This window comes from Chloracidobacterium thermophilum B (assembly GCF_000226295.1).
In the GTDB taxonomy this organism is placed as follows: Bacteria; Acidobacteriota; Blastocatellia; order Chloracidobacteriales; family Chloracidobacteriaceae; genus Chloracidobacterium; species Chloracidobacterium thermophilum.
On record NC_016024.1, the window covers coordinates 819,300 to 834,903 of the forward strand.

At 61.1% G+C, this 15,604-nt stretch carries 13 protein-coding genes and 2 pseudogenes; 8 read left to right on the forward strand and 7 right to left on the reverse strand.

Annotated features, from left to right (window positions below):
• Nucleotides 1-75: 75 nt before the first annotated feature.
• The 6 genes and pseudogenes from CABTHER_RS03465 to CABTHER_RS03485 all read left to right on the forward strand — a co-directional run bounded on the left by CABTHER_RS03465 (nucleotide 76) and on the right by CABTHER_RS03485 (nucleotide 6,508).
• Nucleotides 76-792 carry an SDR family oxidoreductase gene (locus tag CABTHER_RS03465; RefSeq protein ID WP_014099194.1) on the forward strand — a complete coding sequence of 239 codons (717 nt, stop codon included), beginning with the start codon at nucleotides 76-78 and terminating at the stop codon, nucleotides 790-792.
• Between the two features lie 59 nt (nucleotides 793-851).
• Nucleotides 852-1,715, forward strand: a complete 864-nt coding sequence (panC, locus tag CABTHER_RS03470) for a pantoate--beta-alanine ligase (protein ID WP_014099195.1) — start codon at nucleotides 852-854, stop codon at nucleotides 1,713-1,715.
• 174 nt (nucleotides 1,716-1,889) lie between these two features.
• Nucleotides 1,890-1,952 (forward strand): annotated as a pseudogene (locus CABTHER_RS17785) (zinc-ribbon domain-containing protein); the annotation flags it as partial.
• Between the two features lie 75 nt (nucleotides 1,953-2,027).
• On the forward strand, nucleotides 2,028-3,620 hold the full coding sequence (locus CABTHER_RS16460; protein ID WP_014099196.1) for a formylglycine-generating enzyme family protein: 1,593 nt from the start codon (nucleotides 2,028-2,030) through the stop codon (nucleotides 3,618-3,620).
• A 67-nt stretch (nucleotides 3,621-3,687) separates the two neighbouring features.
• A complete protein-coding gene (locus CABTHER_RS03480; protein ID WP_014099197.1) occupies nucleotides 3,688-5,367 on the forward strand; it encodes a tetratricopeptide repeat protein in 1,680 nt (559 codons plus the stop codon).
• Between the two features lie 244 nt (nucleotides 5,368-5,611).
• A complete protein-coding gene (locus CABTHER_RS03485; RefSeq protein ID WP_014099198.1) occupies nucleotides 5,612-6,508 on the forward strand; it encodes an ABC transporter permease in 897 nt (298 codons plus the stop codon).
• Here CABTHER_RS03485 and CABTHER_RS03490 read toward each other — a convergent pair.
• Genes CABTHER_RS03490 through CABTHER_RS03510 form a run of 5 tightly spaced genes read right to left on the reverse strand, consistent with a single transcriptional unit; the run spans nucleotide 6,476 to nucleotide 11,059 of the window.
• Nucleotides 6,476-7,525 (reverse strand): ketopantoate reductase family protein, encoded by a 1,050-nt coding sequence (locus tag CABTHER_RS03490; RefSeq protein WP_014099199.1) that lies wholly within the window; start codon nucleotides 7,523-7,525, stop codon nucleotides 6,476-6,478. The genes CABTHER_RS03485 and CABTHER_RS03490 overlap by 33 nt on opposite strands.
• Nucleotides 7,522-7,833, reverse strand: a complete 312-nt coding sequence (locus tag CABTHER_RS03495; RefSeq protein ID WP_014099200.1) for a lycopene cyclase domain-containing protein — start codon at nucleotides 7,831-7,833, stop codon at nucleotides 7,522-7,524. Before CABTHER_RS03495 ends, CABTHER_RS03490 begins: the two co-directional genes overlap by 4 nt.
• Entirely contained in the window at nucleotides 7,830-8,249 is a 420-nt protein-coding gene (locus CABTHER_RS03500) for a lycopene cyclase domain-containing protein (RefSeq protein WP_148263923.1), read from the reverse strand. Before CABTHER_RS03500 ends, CABTHER_RS03495 begins: the two co-directional genes overlap by 4 nt.
• Nucleotides 8,237-8,926: a class I SAM-dependent methyltransferase gene (locus CABTHER_RS03505; protein ID WP_014099202.1), complete on the reverse strand. Its 690-nt coding sequence runs from the start codon at nucleotides 8,924-8,926 to the stop codon at nucleotides 8,237-8,239. Before CABTHER_RS03505 ends, CABTHER_RS03500 begins: the two co-directional genes overlap by 13 nt.
• Nucleotides 8,927-8,983: 57 nt before the next feature.
• Nucleotides 8,984-11,059, reverse strand: a complete 2,076-nt coding sequence (locus CABTHER_RS03510) for a thioredoxin domain-containing protein (RefSeq protein WP_014099203.1) — start codon at nucleotides 11,057-11,059, stop codon at nucleotides 8,984-8,986.
• 185 nt (nucleotides 11,060-11,244) lie between these two features.
• Between CABTHER_RS03510 and CABTHER_RS03515 the strand changes: the two are divergent.
• Together CABTHER_RS03515 and CABTHER_RS03520 are read left to right on the forward strand one after the other, a co-directional pair.
• A pseudogene (locus tag CABTHER_RS03515) lies at nucleotides 11,245-11,912 on the forward strand (IS607 family transposase).
• On the forward strand, nucleotides 11,903-13,243 hold the full coding sequence (locus CABTHER_RS03520; protein WP_014099206.1) for an RNA-guided endonuclease InsQ/TnpB family protein: 1,341 nt from the start codon (nucleotides 11,903-11,905) through the stop codon (nucleotides 13,241-13,243). The pseudogene CABTHER_RS03515 and the gene CABTHER_RS03520 overlap by 10 nt, the downstream one beginning before the upstream one ends.
• A gap of 76 nt (nucleotides 13,244-13,319) precedes the next feature.
• On the opposite strand, the gene CABTHER_RS03525 is transcribed toward CABTHER_RS03520, so the two are convergent.
• Nucleotides 13,320-14,939: an ABC1 kinase family protein gene (locus CABTHER_RS03525; RefSeq protein ID WP_014099207.1), complete on the reverse strand. Its 1,620-nt coding sequence runs from the start codon at nucleotides 14,937-14,939 to the stop codon at nucleotides 13,320-13,322.
• A gap of 158 nt (nucleotides 14,940-15,097) precedes the next feature.
• Nucleotides 15,098-15,571, reverse strand: coding sequence for a peroxiredoxin family protein (locus tag CABTHER_RS03530; protein WP_211432400.1), 474 nt, complete (start codon nucleotides 15,569-15,571; stop codon nucleotides 15,098-15,100).
• Nucleotides 15,572-15,604 lie beyond the last annotated feature (33 nt).

Here is a 15,604-nt window from a genome sequence, read left to right on the forward strand (position 1 = left end):
GACATCGTACGACGTTTCCTAAACTCGCCAATACCCCCTTGCCAGGACTTTACGCTTGTTGTCAGGAGTTTTTTCATGGATTTCACTGGGAAAGTCATCCTCATCACGGGTGGCGGCCGCGGCATCGGACGGGCTGCGGCCCTGAAGTTTGCCCGGCACGGCGCCGATGTGGCGCTGGCCGCGCGGACGGCGGCTGATCTTGAAGCCGTGGCCGGAGAGATTCGCGCCCTGGGGCGGCGCGTTGTCGCCGTGCCAACCGATACCACCAACCGCGAGCAGGTGACCGCTTTTGTGGCAGCCACCATAAGCCAGCTTGGCCGCATTGATGTGGTTGTCAATGCCGCCGGGATTGGGATTCTCAAGCCGTTTCTGGAGTTGACCGAAGCCGATCTGGACCGGATGCTGGCTGTCAACGTCCGGGGCGTTTTCAACGTAACACAGGTGGCGGCACCGGAGATGACCAAAACCGGTGGTGGGATTGTCATCAACATTCCGGGGATTCTGGGGCGGGCGGCGATGATGCAGGCCGCCGGATACTGCGCCTCAAAGTTTGCCGTCACCGGTATGACCCGCGCCATGGCGCTCGACTTGAAGCGCAACGGCATCCGCTTTACGCTGCTACACTTTGGCGGTGTGGATTCACCTTTTTGGGATACCATCGCCATGCGCGTCCAGCGGGACAGGATGTTGTCGGTCGAAGAAGCCGCCAACGCCATTCTCTTTGCCGCCTCGCACACCGGCAACGGCGTGCTGAACGAACTGGTGCTCCAACCGGAAAGCCATCAGATGTGAGTTGCCATCAACCCCCGGCAGGGAAGCCATGGCTTCTCTGCCGTCTTTGGGTGTAGGGTATGGAAATCGTCACGCGCATTGCCCGAATGCGCCATTTGGCGCCGCGCCTCAAGCAGGACCGGAAAAAACTGGCGCTGGTGCCAACGATGAGCGCCCTCCACGAAGGCCATCTCAGTCTTATCCGCCGGGCGCAGATTCTGGCTGATGCGGTGGTCGTTTCGATTTTTTTCAATCCGATTCACTTTCAGGCCGGAGAGGAGTTTGATGTTCCGGCCCGTGACCTGGCGCGTGATGCCGAGCTGATGGCCAAGCGCGGAGTGGATGTTTTGTTTGCGCCGAGTGTGGACGAAATTTACCCGGAGGACATGCTGACTTACGTCACAACAGACACCCTGGATTGCCGGCTGTGTGGGGCCCAACAGCCTAACTACTTTCGCGGTGTGACGACCATTGTCAACAAGCTCATCAACATCGTACGGCCGGACTACACGCTGGTGGGGCAGAAGGATGCCCAGCAGTCCATCATCATCCGCCGGATGGTACGTGACCTGTCCATGGACACTGAAGTGGTCATCTGCCCGACCCACCGTGAGCCGGATGGACTGGTGACCTCTTCCCGGAATGCACTGCTCAGTGTACCGGAACGGCAGGCGGCCACGGCGCTCTACCGTGGATTGCAGCAGGCGCAGAAATTGGTTGAGCGAAATGGCGTCCGGGATGCGGAAACCCTGATCGGTGCGGTCCGGCAGGTGCTTGACTCAGAACCGCTAGTGCGCCCGGAATACATTGCCCTCGTGGATATGGAAAATCTGGCCCCGCTGACAGCGATTGCAGAAGGTGAGGAGTGCCTGCTTGCCCTGGCGGCATACGTCGGGCAGGTGCGCCTTACGGATAACATCATTCTCGTGGGGAGTACGGAATAACCTGGGTGCAATGGCTTTCTTGCCGCGAACTTTTTGAGAATGTTACTATGCTGTTGGCTGGCTGACTTGTGGCAGACTGGCATCTATGGGCAGCTTGCCCTGAACGGCGATTTGAAGGCACAAAACACCCGGCGACGCTTGGTATGTAGTTTGGGGTGGTATGGGTAACTCGTCATGTTCTGCCCAAAGTGCGGTACTGAAAACCGTCCAAATGCTCGTTTCTGCAAAAGCTGTGGTCACGCTTTCGCCGGGGGTGGAGCCGGTGACTCAGCGCCGCTGACTGGCCCCCCGTCCATTCAGCAAACCTTTGTCATGCGTTCGGTCGGCCCTGATGACCCAGGGCGGACAAACGTCTCCCTGCCGGCTCTGGAAGTACAGCCGGAGACCGCGCCGCCAGCCGGTCAAACCCTGGACAACGGCCATCACGGGGACGGTTTCATTCTGGGAGACATCTCTTCACCCAACCTGCGGCTGGATGCGCCACCACCAAGCGCTCCTATTGGGCCGGAATCCATCCCAGACCTGTTTACAACGAACACTTCCACCCCGCAGTTTCCGCCAACGCTCATCCCACCGCCAGCCTCATCCCCACTGCCGCCACCGGCAAGCGGTTTTTCCGTGCCCGATCCGTTGGCGACCAAGACGGGCACACCAGCAACTTCTCCGCCAACACCATCAACACCCATCCCCCCCCCGCCAGCTTCATCCCCACTGCCGTCGGCAAGCGGTTTTTCCGTGCCTGATCCGTTGGCCAACCGAACGGGTACACCGGCAGGGGGAACACCAGTGGTTACGCCGCCAACCCCGCCGCTCAACCCGACGCCGCCCGGTGGAGTGCCACTTCCGCCAGAGTTGGCGGCTACCCCCTTTCGTCCGGTGGAACCGCCCGTTGGTGCGCCCCGTCCGATGGGGCGACAGCTCACGGAGATGCCAGCGCTGCCGCCCAAGCCACCGGCTGACCTCTTTGCCCAGACCACTCCGGCTGCGGCACCACCCCGCCGTACTGGCTTTCCGCTCTGGCTGGTCGTTGGGCTGTCGGTCGGAGCCATTGTGGTTTTGATTGGGATTGTAGCAGCCATTGCTTACTTTCAGTGGGCTACGCCGTCTGTTCCGACGGGTTCCAGCGCACCAGCAGATACCCCGGTGACCAGCTCGGAACCCTCCACCCAACCCGCATCACCGGTGAAACCAGCCCAGCCGGTCATCCCTGAAAACATGATCGCTATCCCAGGAGGGGAGTACCTCATTGGACGCAACAGCGGTGATTTCCTCGACCCCTATGAAAAACCGCAGCATACGGTGACATTGCGGCCGTTCTACATTGACCGGACCGAAGTCACCAACGCTGACTACCAGAAATTCATCGAGGCAACCGGGCATCCGGCCCCGGCTTCCTGGATTGGTGGGCGGTTTGAACCTGGCAAGGAACTGTTTCCGGTCACAGACATCACCTTGTCCGATGCCGAAGCCTATGCCCGCTGGGCCGGTAAGCGCCTGCCCACCGAAGAGGAATGGGAGGCGGCCGCCCACGGACGTACGCCAACGGTTTTCCCCTGGGGCAACACCTTTGATCCCAGCCGTGCCAATGTCAAAGCCAGTGGTCTTGGTGTGCCGGTACGGGTTGGGACGTATCCGGCCGGCGCCAGTCCCTTTGGGGTGCTCGACATGACGGGCAATGTCTGGGAGTGGACAGCTTCAGAAGCCCGACTCTACCCCGGAAGCACCGAGAAACCACCGAGTTGGGACAAGCCGCTCAATCCCGGCACACGGTTGCAAATCATTCGGGGCGGAGCGTTTACGGAAGACACCAGGCGCTGCACCGTGACTTACCGCAACTGGGTCCCGTCGGACTTCAAGGCCCGTGAACTTGGCTTCCGCTGCGCCCAGGATCAGCCGCCACAGTGACCTGCCAGCCGTGAAATGCTGTAAGTACGTTCGATTTTCATCCCGCACCACGCTTTGACTTGCCACTATGTTCACTGCCAAGGGCTGTGTTCCCGGTTCTTTCGCCAGGTGGTTTGCGTGTTCACAGGCGTCTCTGCCAGCGGCCGGTCTGGTCTGGACGTTTGTTCTGCTGGGGGGCATTGTTTTCCTGGGCAGCCGCAGCGTAGCCCAGATCGGGCGCGCGGATGATGTGCCGCCCGCCTCGGCCAACCCGTCCGCACCTGGAACGCCACCGGGCAAGCGCCCCTCTCCGCCACGTCGCCCGGCCATCGTCAAAACCCCCACGGGCGTTGCCATGCCGCTCGGTCGTCCGGCGGAGTTTTACTTCGAGGAAGGCAACGAGCTGTTTGACAAGGGAGACTTCGTCTCGGCCCGGATGTTTTTTGAGCAGGGTGGGAAAGTGGCGCGTCCCAAAAGCGACCTGGTGGAAGTCCTGCAGCGCCGCCGGGATGTATCCGCCCACATGGCCGTCGGCAGGCAGTTCGAGCGGGAGTCACAACTTGTCGAGGCCCTGGCCGAGTACGACAAAGCCCTGGCTCTTGAGCCGGTCAACCCGGTGGCCAAAAGACATGCCGGGCAAGTGCTTCAGATGCTGGGCAAGGCGGCGATGCTGACCAAAAACTGGCAGGCGGCGATTGGTTATCTCCGCCGCGCCCAGGAGCTTGACCCTGATGCGTCCACACAGGCCGCACTGGTTACGGCTCTGCTGCGGTTGGCTATGGAGCAGTCCGATCCAACTGAAGCACAGCGCACCTACCGGCAGGTGCTGGAGATAGCGCCCGGCAATGAAGATGCCCGTCTGGGACTGCGCCGCATGGAGGCACGGCTCCGTACCCGGCAGGCCGAAGCCGCCTTCCAGGCCGGACGCTATAACGAAGCCCGGAGTGAATACGAAGCCGCGCTTGAACTCGACCCTGAACATGCGCTGGCAGCGGCTGGCAAAACCAGGGTGGAAGCCTATCTGGCCCGCCAGTCGGCAGATGAAGCCTATCGCCGCCGGGACTTCCGCACGGCGTATGCCGACTACCAGAAATTTCAAGCCGTCGTCCCGGATGACCCGCAGGTGACAGAGCGGTTACGGGAACTCTCCCTGCGGCTGGAGCCGCCCCTGCCGCTGCGTGGCTCACTGATTTACAAGCTCAACACGGCCAGCCCCTTTCGGATTCGCCTGCATCGCGATCAGGTGGAAAGCGCCCTGCTCGACAGCGAGAACCCCATCAAGCCGGACATCAAGCTCGAAGGCCGCCTCCCGGCGCAGGATGCCGTCTTCCGGCTGGGCAAGTCTTCCGCCAATGTCACAGTCCGTATCGCTGTGATGCCGGTTGCCGACAATGACTACACGGCCGAGCTGATTGCCACGCCCAAAAATCCGCGTTCGGAAGATGTCATCGTCGTGGCCGAATGGCAGCTTCCCCTGAAAGGTGGGGTTCAGTGGAAAAGGCAGCTCGAACCCGGCGCCTACCGGGTCTATTGGCAGGGACCCTTCTTTGAGGTTTTTGACCCAACCGGCGTCTGTATTGAATCCAGCCGGCAGTCACCCCTGCCGCGCCAGCCTGTCACAGTCAAGGTCAAGCCAATCAAGGGGGTCACGGTGCAGGTTGTCGAGCAACCCAATCCCGGAAACGACTTTACCTTCGCCCTCAACCTGGCTGTCACCAGCCCGACCCTGCTGCTGCTTGACCTGAGCTGGGATGTGGGCAAAAAGTAAAAAAACGCGCTCTTGCGGTTGAAAAAATGACAGCCATACCCGAAGTTGAAGGCAGACCCCGCACGGACACTCCCTAGAAGCTTGGGTATGGCTGTTTTCCTGACAAAGAAACGAGGCAACTTTCATACCAGAGCTGCAACACCCAAAACGGACGGCATCGCCCTTGGTTTCTGGTACTGGATTGACAATTCTTTTTAGTCGTTGGTTGCCAATTTTTGTCATCCTGTCTCTGTTTTGACAGGAAATGGTGACGTTTTTCGTGTCTGACACCCTGCTGCTGCTGGTCTCACTCTTTGGTTCGACGCTCCGCCTCTCGACGCCACTCATCCTGGCCGCCTTGGGTGGGCTGTATGCCGAACGAAGTGGGGTCATCAACATGGCGCTGGAAGGCATTATGCTGGCCGGTGCATTTACTGCCGCCACCGTGACGGCGCTGACTGGCAGCCCGTGGCTGGGGCTGTTGTCCGGCCTGGCGGCCGGGCTGCTCGTGGCGGCACTCCATGCGTTCTGCTGCATTACCTGTCGCGCTGATCAGGTCGTCACCGGCACGGCCATCAACATTCTCATGCTGGGCGTCCCGCCGTTGATTTCGGGGGCCTTGTTCGAGTCCACAGGTTCGACACCCAACCTGGCTCAGACCCAGACGCTCCCCACCCTGCCCATTGTGGCCGCCCTGATCGCAGTACCGGTGACGATGTTTATCCTGTTCAAGACGCCCTTTGGCTTGCGGTTGCGCGCCGTTGGTGAAGTGCCGGAAGCTGCGGCTACGGCCGGCGTCAGCGTCACGCGGCTGCGCTGGCAGGGCGTCCTGCTTTCAGGACTGCTGGCCGGGTTGGGCGGAGTCTATCTCTCAATTGGGCAGAATTCGCTCTACACGCGCAACATGACCGCCGGGCGTGGCTACATTGCGCTGGCGGCGTTGATTTTCGGCAACTGGCTGCCGTGGCGCGTCCTGCTGGCCTGCCTGCTGTTCGGCTTCATGGACGCCGTGCAGATTCGCCTGCAGGGAACATCGTCCATTCCCACGCAGTTCATTCAAATCATCCCGTACATTTTCACCATGGTGGTGCTGGCCGGCTTCATCGGGAAAGCAACGCCACCCCGGGCGTTAGGCACGCCCTACATCAAAGGACGCCGGTGAACCCGCCAGGTGGGCGATGCGCTCCCGGAGCCGTTCGAGCGGGAATTGCCCAACACCCTTGCCCGTCTCAATGGATTCCCGGACAGCCGCCAGCAGGGCGCGGTTGATGGGCGTCGGAACACCATACCGTTCCCCAAGCCGCACAATCTCGCCATTGAGGTATTCGACTTCGGTTTCGGGACGGCGAAAGTGCAAATCCTGCCACATGGACGGATAGCCGCGCTGTTCCGGCGGTACGTCGGCAAACTCGGCCTGACGCGCGGCAAAGGCTTCGACCTGCGCGCGAATATCGAAACGACCGGTCACATCAGCCGGGGAAATGCCGGCCGCAGCCAGCACACGCAGCCCTTCTTCCATAACGGCGCGCATCATGGACAGCATCTCCGGCGTCGCAAAGGCTTTCTGCCAGTAGCAGTCCGTGACGGCCAGCAGCGCGTTGTTGAGGTTCCCGATGAGCTTGCCCCACTTGACGGCCATGGCGTCGGGATGCTCGCGGGTGGGCAGCCCGGCGGCCGTAAAGTCTGCCGCCACCTGGGCCGTCAGGGCATCCGTCCCTTTTGGAAAACGTCCGACGGCGAGAAAGTCCATGATGGTCAGCACGACGCGGCCGGGTTCCGGCAGGACGGCGTTGAACAGCACCAGGACGGGATACACCTGCGTGACGTATTCGGCGACAATGGCTTCGTTGGCAATGCCGTTTTGCAGGCACAACACCGGTGTTGTGGGCGGAACCTGCCGGGCGATGTCGGCCATGGCAGCGGCGGTCTGGGTTGCCTTGACGCCAAGGAGAATGGCATCGCCTTCTCCCGGTGCAGCTTCAGCGAGATGGGAAACGGCCGGGATGTCGAGCGTCAGGGTTTCCGTTGGCGTTTCCAGGCGCAGCCTCCGCGCCCGGATGGCTTCCACGTGGGCTGGACGGCCGACCAGACAGGCGGCATATCCGGCGCGGTGGAGCAGCCCGCCGACAACGCTGCCGACGGCTCCGGCCCCATAGACAATGTACCGTCGAATCGTCATGCACGTAGTTCTTCGGGCAGAAACAGCACGAGGCTCTGCGACACGAGCAGGCTGGTCAGAAAAAAGAAAATAACTTCTTCCAGCGGCACGACGCCCACGTGGATGCCCAGAATCTGATTGGCGTCAAACAGCCAGATGCCTTCGGCAATGGCCAGCGCATCGGCTACGACGAAGTACAGCCCAATGGCCACGACCGGCAAAAACACCGCCCGCGCATTGCGCACCAGGATGCGCCAGCCAATCGCCCACTGGAGGATGACCACCGGCAGCATCCAGCCGAGCAGATGGAACAGGTAGTTGGTTTTCATGCGGCTTTCCCCGTGGCGGTTGAGCTGGAGCGCGGACGCAGCAGCGCCACCGTCAACAGCCCGACGCTGATGGTTTGCAGCAGGAAAAAGCCATATTCCTCGATGGGCAGCCGCCAGATGCGAAACAGAATCTTGTCTTCCGGGAAGTCCCATATCCCCAGTTTGACGGCATGGTTGTCCCACGGGGTGGTGAAGACAAAGACAATGACACAGACAAGACCAAGCCAGCGGGCATGGACACGGGAAAACCTGCCCCGCGCCAGCCAGGCCGTCACCAGCAGCAGGGGAAGGCTGAAGTAAAGGTGAAACTGCAAGTACGTCATGAAAGCCAGCGTTGTGTTGTGAATCGGGGGCGATGACAGCTTATCGAAGTGACAGGCCAGGCAAAAGTCTATGTGTTTTTTTACGTCGGACACGCAGACATTCCCAACCAAGGTGCGGGCGGGCGGGTGAGCGTCCAGTGGCGGTCGCTGGTCTGGGCAAGGGTGACGCCGGTCAGTCCGGCCGCCTGAGCCGCGGCTGCAATTTCATCGAGCGTCAGCGCTGCCCCCAGCGAATCGCGGAAAAGCTTTTGCTGCCGGGGTGATTCGTTCCCGGCGTACTGCCTCACCAGAGCGTCGGCAGCTTCCGGGGTGTCCGGCCGCAGGAGGTCCCGGATGAGCAGCGCTGCCCCCGGTTTGGCCACCCGCGCCATTTCACGCAGGACCGTGACTGGCTCCGGGATGTGGTGCACGATGCTGTTGGAAATCACGGCGTCGAAGGTCGCCGCCGGAAAGGGCAGGTTTTTGGCGTCAGCCAGATGCAGGCTGATGCGGGCTTCGAGCCGGGCTGCCCGGAGATGGGCCGCCGCCAGTTTGAGCATTTCCGCCGACAGGTCCACGGCGGCAATCCCCACATCCGGCAGGCGTTCGGCAATGAGAATGGGAATGCGCGCCGTACCTGTGCCCACGTCCAGCACATAGCCAGCCCGAATGCCAAGCGCCACGACGGCATCCGCAAACGCCGTATTGACTTCGGTGAAGTCCATGGCGTCGTAGTCCTGGGCTTCTTCCGCTGTGTCCATGACTTCGGGTTCAAGAATCCGCTCCATCATCACCTGTTTCGTGGTTGGTTTGCTGCCACAAGGTTGGTCAATGGCGATGTTGTTTCGTCAGGCCAACTGCGCGCGCAGGGCATCGGGCGTTGTAACCGGGGCCTGGCAGGTAAAGTTCTGGCAGACGTAAGCCGTGGGTTGGCCGTTGTGCATCGTCCGCTGCGCCACCAGCGGAACATACTGCGCGTGGTCGCCATCTTCCGGGTTCAGCAGGGCCACGACGCGGTGCGGACGGAAGGCTTCCTCGACAACCCGGCGAAGCTCGCGCGTCTCCGCTGCGTCCGGCGGCCCGACGATGACGATTTCCCGGACACTGGCCAGATAGAAGTCGAGCGCCCCCAGCAGTTGCCCGAATCCAGAGGGCATCTTGGCCATGGAACTGGACAGTGTTTGCAGGATGTGTTCGGCCCGCTCGCGGTAGCGTTGCTCGCCGGTCAACAGCGCCAGGCGCAGCAGAACCTCCACCGCCACCGAATTGCCCGACGGCGTAGCATTGTCGAAGACATCCTTGACGCGCGTGATGAGCTGTTCGTGCCGGTCGCCGGTAAAGAAAAAGCCCCCGCCCTGCGGATCGTCGAATTGCGCCAGCATGGCCTCAGTCAGTTCGCGCGCCGCACAGAAGTATTTGACGTTTCCGGTGGCTTCATACAGCGCCAGAAGCCCCTCGGCATAGCAGGCGTAGTCTTCCTGGTAGCCCGGAAACTTGTTTTGTCCGTCCTTGTGTGACCGGTACAGGATGCCGTCCACATACATCGTGCCCAGAACAAACGCGGCATTGCGTTCTGCTACGGCACGGTAATCATCCCGTTCCAGAACGGCTGCCGCCCGCGCAAAGCTGTAGAGCATCAGTCCATTCCACGCTGCCAGACATTTTTCATCGCGCGCCGGTTTGACCCGCTGTTCACGGGCTTCAAACAGGATGCGCTTCGCGCGCGCCAGCACATGTTCCAAGTGTTCCGGTGTCACTTCCTTGAGACGGGCAACGGTTTCGAGCGGCAGGGGCGTGCTGAGCACGGTTTTGCCGGTTCCCTCGAAATTGCCTTCTTCGGTGACATCAAAGTACCGGCGCACCAGGTCAGCATCGGCTTCATCGAGCAGGGTATTGATTTCCTCCGGCGTCCAGACGAAAAACCGGCCTTCTTCACCTTCGCTGTCGGCATCCTGAGTGGCGTAAAAGCCGCCCGTTGGCGCGGTCATTTCACGCACCACGTAGTCGAGTGTTTCTTCGACGATCTGGCGGTAGCGTGGTTTTCCGGTTGCCTGCCAGGCTTCGAGGTACGTCCGTGCCAGCAGGGCGTTGTCGTACAGCATTTTCTCAAAGTGCGGGACAAGCCACTGGTCGTCCGTCGAGTAGCGATGAAAGCCGCCGCCCAGGTGGTCATACATCCCGCCGCTGGCCATCTTGTCGAGGGAGAGTTCGACCATTTCGAGCGCGTGGAGTTCGCCCGTCAGTCGCCAGTAACGGAGCAGGAAGGAGAGCAGCATCGAGTTGGGAAACTTGGGCGCGCCACCGAAGCCGCCGTGAACGTGGTCAAAGCGCGTGGACAGGCGGCGGTAAGCGTCTGTGAGAATTTCCGGTGACAGTGTCCGTGCGCCGTCCAGCGGTTCGTGTATCCGTCGGAGTTCGGCTGTGATTTCAGCGATGCTCTGCCGCACGTCCTGGCGGCGCTGGCGGTAGGCGTCAGCCACTGAGCGGAGAATACGCGGAAAGCCCGGCATCCGCCCGCGGTCTTCGGGCGGGAAGTAGGTTCCGCCGTAGAACGGTTCGCCGTCCGGCGTCAGAAATACCGTCAGCGGCCAGCCGCCCCGCCCGGTCATAAGCTGGACGGCGTTCATATAGAGCGTATCCAGGTCGGGGCGTTCTTCGCGGTCCACCTTGATGTTGACAAACAGCTCGTTCATCAGGGCCGCAATGGACGGATTTTCAAAGCACTCGTGCTCCATGACGTGGCACCAGTGGCAGGCCGAATAGCCGATGCTCAACAGGATGGGCTTGTCTTCAGCTTTGGCCCGGGCCAGGGCTTCCGGCCCCCACGGATACCAATCCACCGGGTTGTGGGCATGCTGCAAAAGATACGGACTCGTTTCGCTGATGAGCCGATTGACAAACTGCGGACTGGGTTGTGCCGACATGATGACGGGATGATTCCTTTGCTGATAATCGTCGCCAATACACCAAGCTAAGCTTTCTTCTGTCGGGCGTTCAATGGCTGTACCAGAACGGACGCTTGGGAAGCCGCGCCGGCAGACGCTGACCGACGGGCAGCCGGCCGGAGCCGGACTCTAGTTTGCCGTATAGTACGCGATAGTGTATAATAATGCTCATGGAAAGCACTATAAGCACAGGCAAGGCGGCAAAACTCCTTGGTGTCCCGGTCAAGACGTTGCAGCGTTGGGGACGTTGCAGCGTTGGGAACGCGAAGGAAGGCTGATTCCGGTGGCCCGAACGGACAGCAACCGCCGCCTCTACACTGAGACGCAGGTCCGTGAGTTCATCGGTTTGCGGCAGGCCAACCATGCGCCAACAAAGCTTGTCGCCTACTGTCGGGTATCGAGTGCGGCGCAGAAGCCGGACCTGGCGAATCAGCGCAAAGTGCTGGAAGAGTTCGTGGTGGCGAAGGGATTGGCGGGGGTCGGGTTTATCGAGGAAGTGGGCGGCGGGCTGAACTTCAGGCGCAAGCGGTTTCTGGCCCTTATGGACGAGAGCGGGCGACGGGAAGTCAGGATGCTGATCCTCGCTCACCGGGACCGCCTCACCCGTTTCGGCTTTGAGTGGTTCGAACATTACGCCCAAACCCATGGCTGCGAAGTGCTGGTACTCAACCAGGAACGGCTGTCTCCCGAACAGGAAATGGTGCAAGACTTAATGACCATCGTGCACTGTTTTTCGTCTCGGCTATACGGTTTGAGGAACTATCGAAAGAAGTTGGATGAAGCGCTGAAACAGGATGTGAATGACGTCAAAAAGGCCCAACAATGCAACTAACCCACAAGATCGCTCTTTGTCCGACTCCTGAGCAAGTGGACTACTTCAAGCGCGCCTGCGGCACGGCGCGGCGTGTTTGGAACTGGGCGCTCAATGAGTGGAACAGGCAATACGCAGCAGGCGGCAGGCCAAACGCCATGGCGCTCAAAAAACAGTTCAACGCCATCAAGTACACCGACCCGCAGTGGCTCGATGAGAACGGTCGGCCTTGGTTGCGAGACATTCACCGGGATGCCCACGCCCAGCCGTTTGCCCATCTCGCCAAAGCCTGGGAAAGATTCTTCACCGACCTCAAGGCTGGCAAAGAGGCACACGCACCGCGCTTCAAGAAAAAGGGGCGCTGCCGCGACAGCTTTTACGTAGCCAACGACAAGTTCCGTCTGGTCGGTAAGACGATCCGCCTACCCAAGATCGGCGAAGTCGCCATGACCGAGGAACTGCGATTCAAAGGAAAGATACTGGGCGCAACGGTTTCTCGCACCGCGGATCGTTGGTTTGTGGCCATACAGGTCGAGGTGCCTGATGCGCAATTTTATCGGCGTCGCACGTCGCACGAGGTCAACGGCGTCGACCTGGGCATCAAGGCTGCCGCAACGATCTCCAGCGGTGAAGTCATCGAGGCGCCAAAGCCGCTCAAAGCAGCGCTGCGCCGTCTGGAAATCCGTAGCCGACGTCTCAGCCGCAAGCTGGAAGCCGCCAAGCAGACAGCAGGATTTGAACGCCATGCCCGCCTGCCCAAAGGAACGCGCCTGCCGGTATCGAACAACCGGCAGAAGTCCGCTGCGATATTGGCAAGGCTCTATGCCCGCGTTGCCAATATCCGAGCGGATTTCACCCACAAGCTCACGACTCGACTCTGCCGCGAAAACCAAGCGTTAGTGATCGAGGATTTAAACGCCAAAGGGATGCTGCAGAACGAGAAACTCGCCCGCGCCATCTCTGACGTGGGTTTTGGGATGTTGCGCTCGCAGTTGGAATACAAGGCCCGGCGCTACGGTACTCGTCTTACCATCGCTGATCGCTGGTATCCAGGCAGCCGACTGTGCTCCATCTGTGGCTGGAAGAACGAGGCGCTGACATTGAGAGATCGAACATGGGTGTGTGCTCAATGTGGTGCGCACCATGACCGTGACCTCAATGCGGCGCTGAACCTGAAACGGCTGGCAACCGAAACTGCCCTACCCGTGGCGAGTCCGTCCAGCAATGGCGGCGCTGCGGCGGGGACCGTCCCCGCCGTAGTCGGGAAAGTCACGCCTGTCAGATACGACGGTGGTCAACAGGACACGTCGGGGCAGGAAGAGAACCGTGCGCACTTTTGCGCACATTCTTGATAGCAGTTCGTCCATCCAGAAGACCAACTGACCGGCGAAGGCGGTGCCGACCGGCCGTGGCACTGAGGCCGGGAGATCAGGCCGGGGACGGCGGAGAGGTTTCGCCCCCGGAAGCCAGGGGGGGACCTGAAGGCAGGGCCGGTGGCGGCGGTTTGAAATACGTCCGGTAGGCCAGACGGGCAACGTTCCAGATTTTTTCCCATCCGATGCGGACTTCCTCGCCGCGCAGCAGCTTGCCGAGCACCTGGTCGCGGACGTGGGCCGTGGCGCGCTTGAGCAGAAATTCCTTGGCGTGAGGGCGTGCGACCTCGAAAAGGCGAAAGTTGGGGTCGAGACTCTGTCCCATGCCTTCGAGCGTCATCAACGCCCGTACCACGAAGGTAAAACTGCCGGGAATGCGGAAGGGATAGGCGTAGAGCGTACTCGAAACGGTCGCATTGAGTTCGGAAAAGGTCAGTTGGGACAGTTTTTTGCCTTTGTACTGCGCCAGAATGCCCTGGGCTGCTTCCTGGAAGGCAACCGGGTCGTAGCCGGGTTGCAGAAAGCCCAGTGCAATGGCATCGCCGACCAGGCCCATCAAATCGCGGTCAGTGATGTGAAAGAAGGCGTCGAGCAGGCCCATCCGCATCTCATCCGTGATGCGTCCGACCATGCCAAAGTCGAAGAATGCCAGCCGCCCGTCGGCCATGATGCGCAGGTTGCCCGGATGCGGATCAGCGTGAAAGAAGCCATCTTCGAGCAACTGCTTGAGATACGTGCGCACGAGCAGGGTCATCTTCTGCATCGGGTCAAAGCCGGCCGCCCGCAGCCGTTCGGCGTCGGTCGGTTTGACACCGGCAATGTATTCCATCGTGATGACGTGGCGGCTCGACAACTCCGGGTAGATGCGGGGGAGATAGACTTCCTGCTGCCAGTTGGCAAAGTTGCGCCGGAACTGGGCGGCGTTTTCCATTTCGCGCTCGTAGTCCATTTCTTCGCCGAGCATGGTCTCAAACTCGGCGACGATGCCGCTCCAGTCGGCGCCTTTGACGCCGGCCAGCCAGGTTGGTCGGCGTTCCAGGTAGGCAGCCACAACGCGCAGAATCTGGAAATCGAGCCGGACGATGTCCGCCAGGTTGGGGCGCTGAATCTTGACCACAACCTCCGTGCCATCCGGCAGTTGGGCGCGGTGTACCTGCCCCAGGCTGGCGGCCGCCAGTGGACGCGGCTCGATGCGCCGAAACAGGGCCTGGGGCGGCTGTCCAAGCTCTTCCGTAATCCGCTGCCAGGCGATCTCGGTTGGAAAAGGCGGTACTTCGTCCTGAAGAACGGTCAGCGCCTGGGCGTAGGTCAACGGGAGCAGGTCGGTGCGCGTGGAAAGCATCTGGCCGATCTTGATAAAGGTCGGCCCCAACGCGATGAAGGCCGCGCACAGGCGTTCGGCCTGACCGGCGTGAAAGGCAGCTTCCGTGGCCTGGGCGGGCGTGGAACGGTGCAGCAGACGCCGGAGTCCACGTTTCCACCAGACAGCAGGCGTTTCTCCGGTTGCGGTGAGGGAGCGGATAACGTAGGGCAGCAGGAGCCACAGACCCAACCGCAGGATGCGCAGCAACCGCCGCCGGGCACGCCAGTCGAGCTGGCGCAGGGCCGCCCAGAAAAAGCGGACAGTGCTCCAGAGCGATTCCCGTTCAGGCGAGGTGTCGGTTGGCTGGGACATCAGTCGTCGGCATCCATCAGAGCAAGCCGGTTCATCTGGGCAGCAGGGACGGCAGCCCCGTGCATCCGTGCAACCTATGCGGCTTGACTGTGGCGAGCGAAGGCAGATGCGTCAAGTTTTCTCCACGCCAGACCGGGAGCCGGGCGCTGCTGCATAGGTCAGTCAGGTTGAACGACACGCAGCAAATCCGCCCGCATCTGCTCTGCCAGGTTTGTGGTGAGGTCAAGTCCCTCACGCTTGACGGCCACCGTGCCATCTTTGCGGAGCAGGACAAAGCTGGGAATCACGGAGAGATTGAGGCGCTGGAACAGCAGAGTACCGCGTGGGTCCCGCGCGACAGGGTAGGTCAGGTGCAACTGGTCGCGCCAGGTTTTCAGGTCGGCGTCGCTGATGAAATCCCGGTCGCGAGGCTGGGTGCTGTTGGTAAGGACGAGGCAGAGCGTCACCTGGGGATGGTTGTCGGCAATGGTGTTCATCTGGCGCAGGAGCAGTCGCATCAGGGGCGACCCATGGGCAGTGAAGCACAGAAGAACAGCCTTGCCCCGCAACTGTTCCGCGTCGAGGGGCGAACCATCGGGAGTCGGCAGGAGAAACTCAACCGGATCGCCCTGTTTCTGAACCTTCTGCACCACCGTCGGATTCTTTTCCTGCGGAAGGGCCCCCGG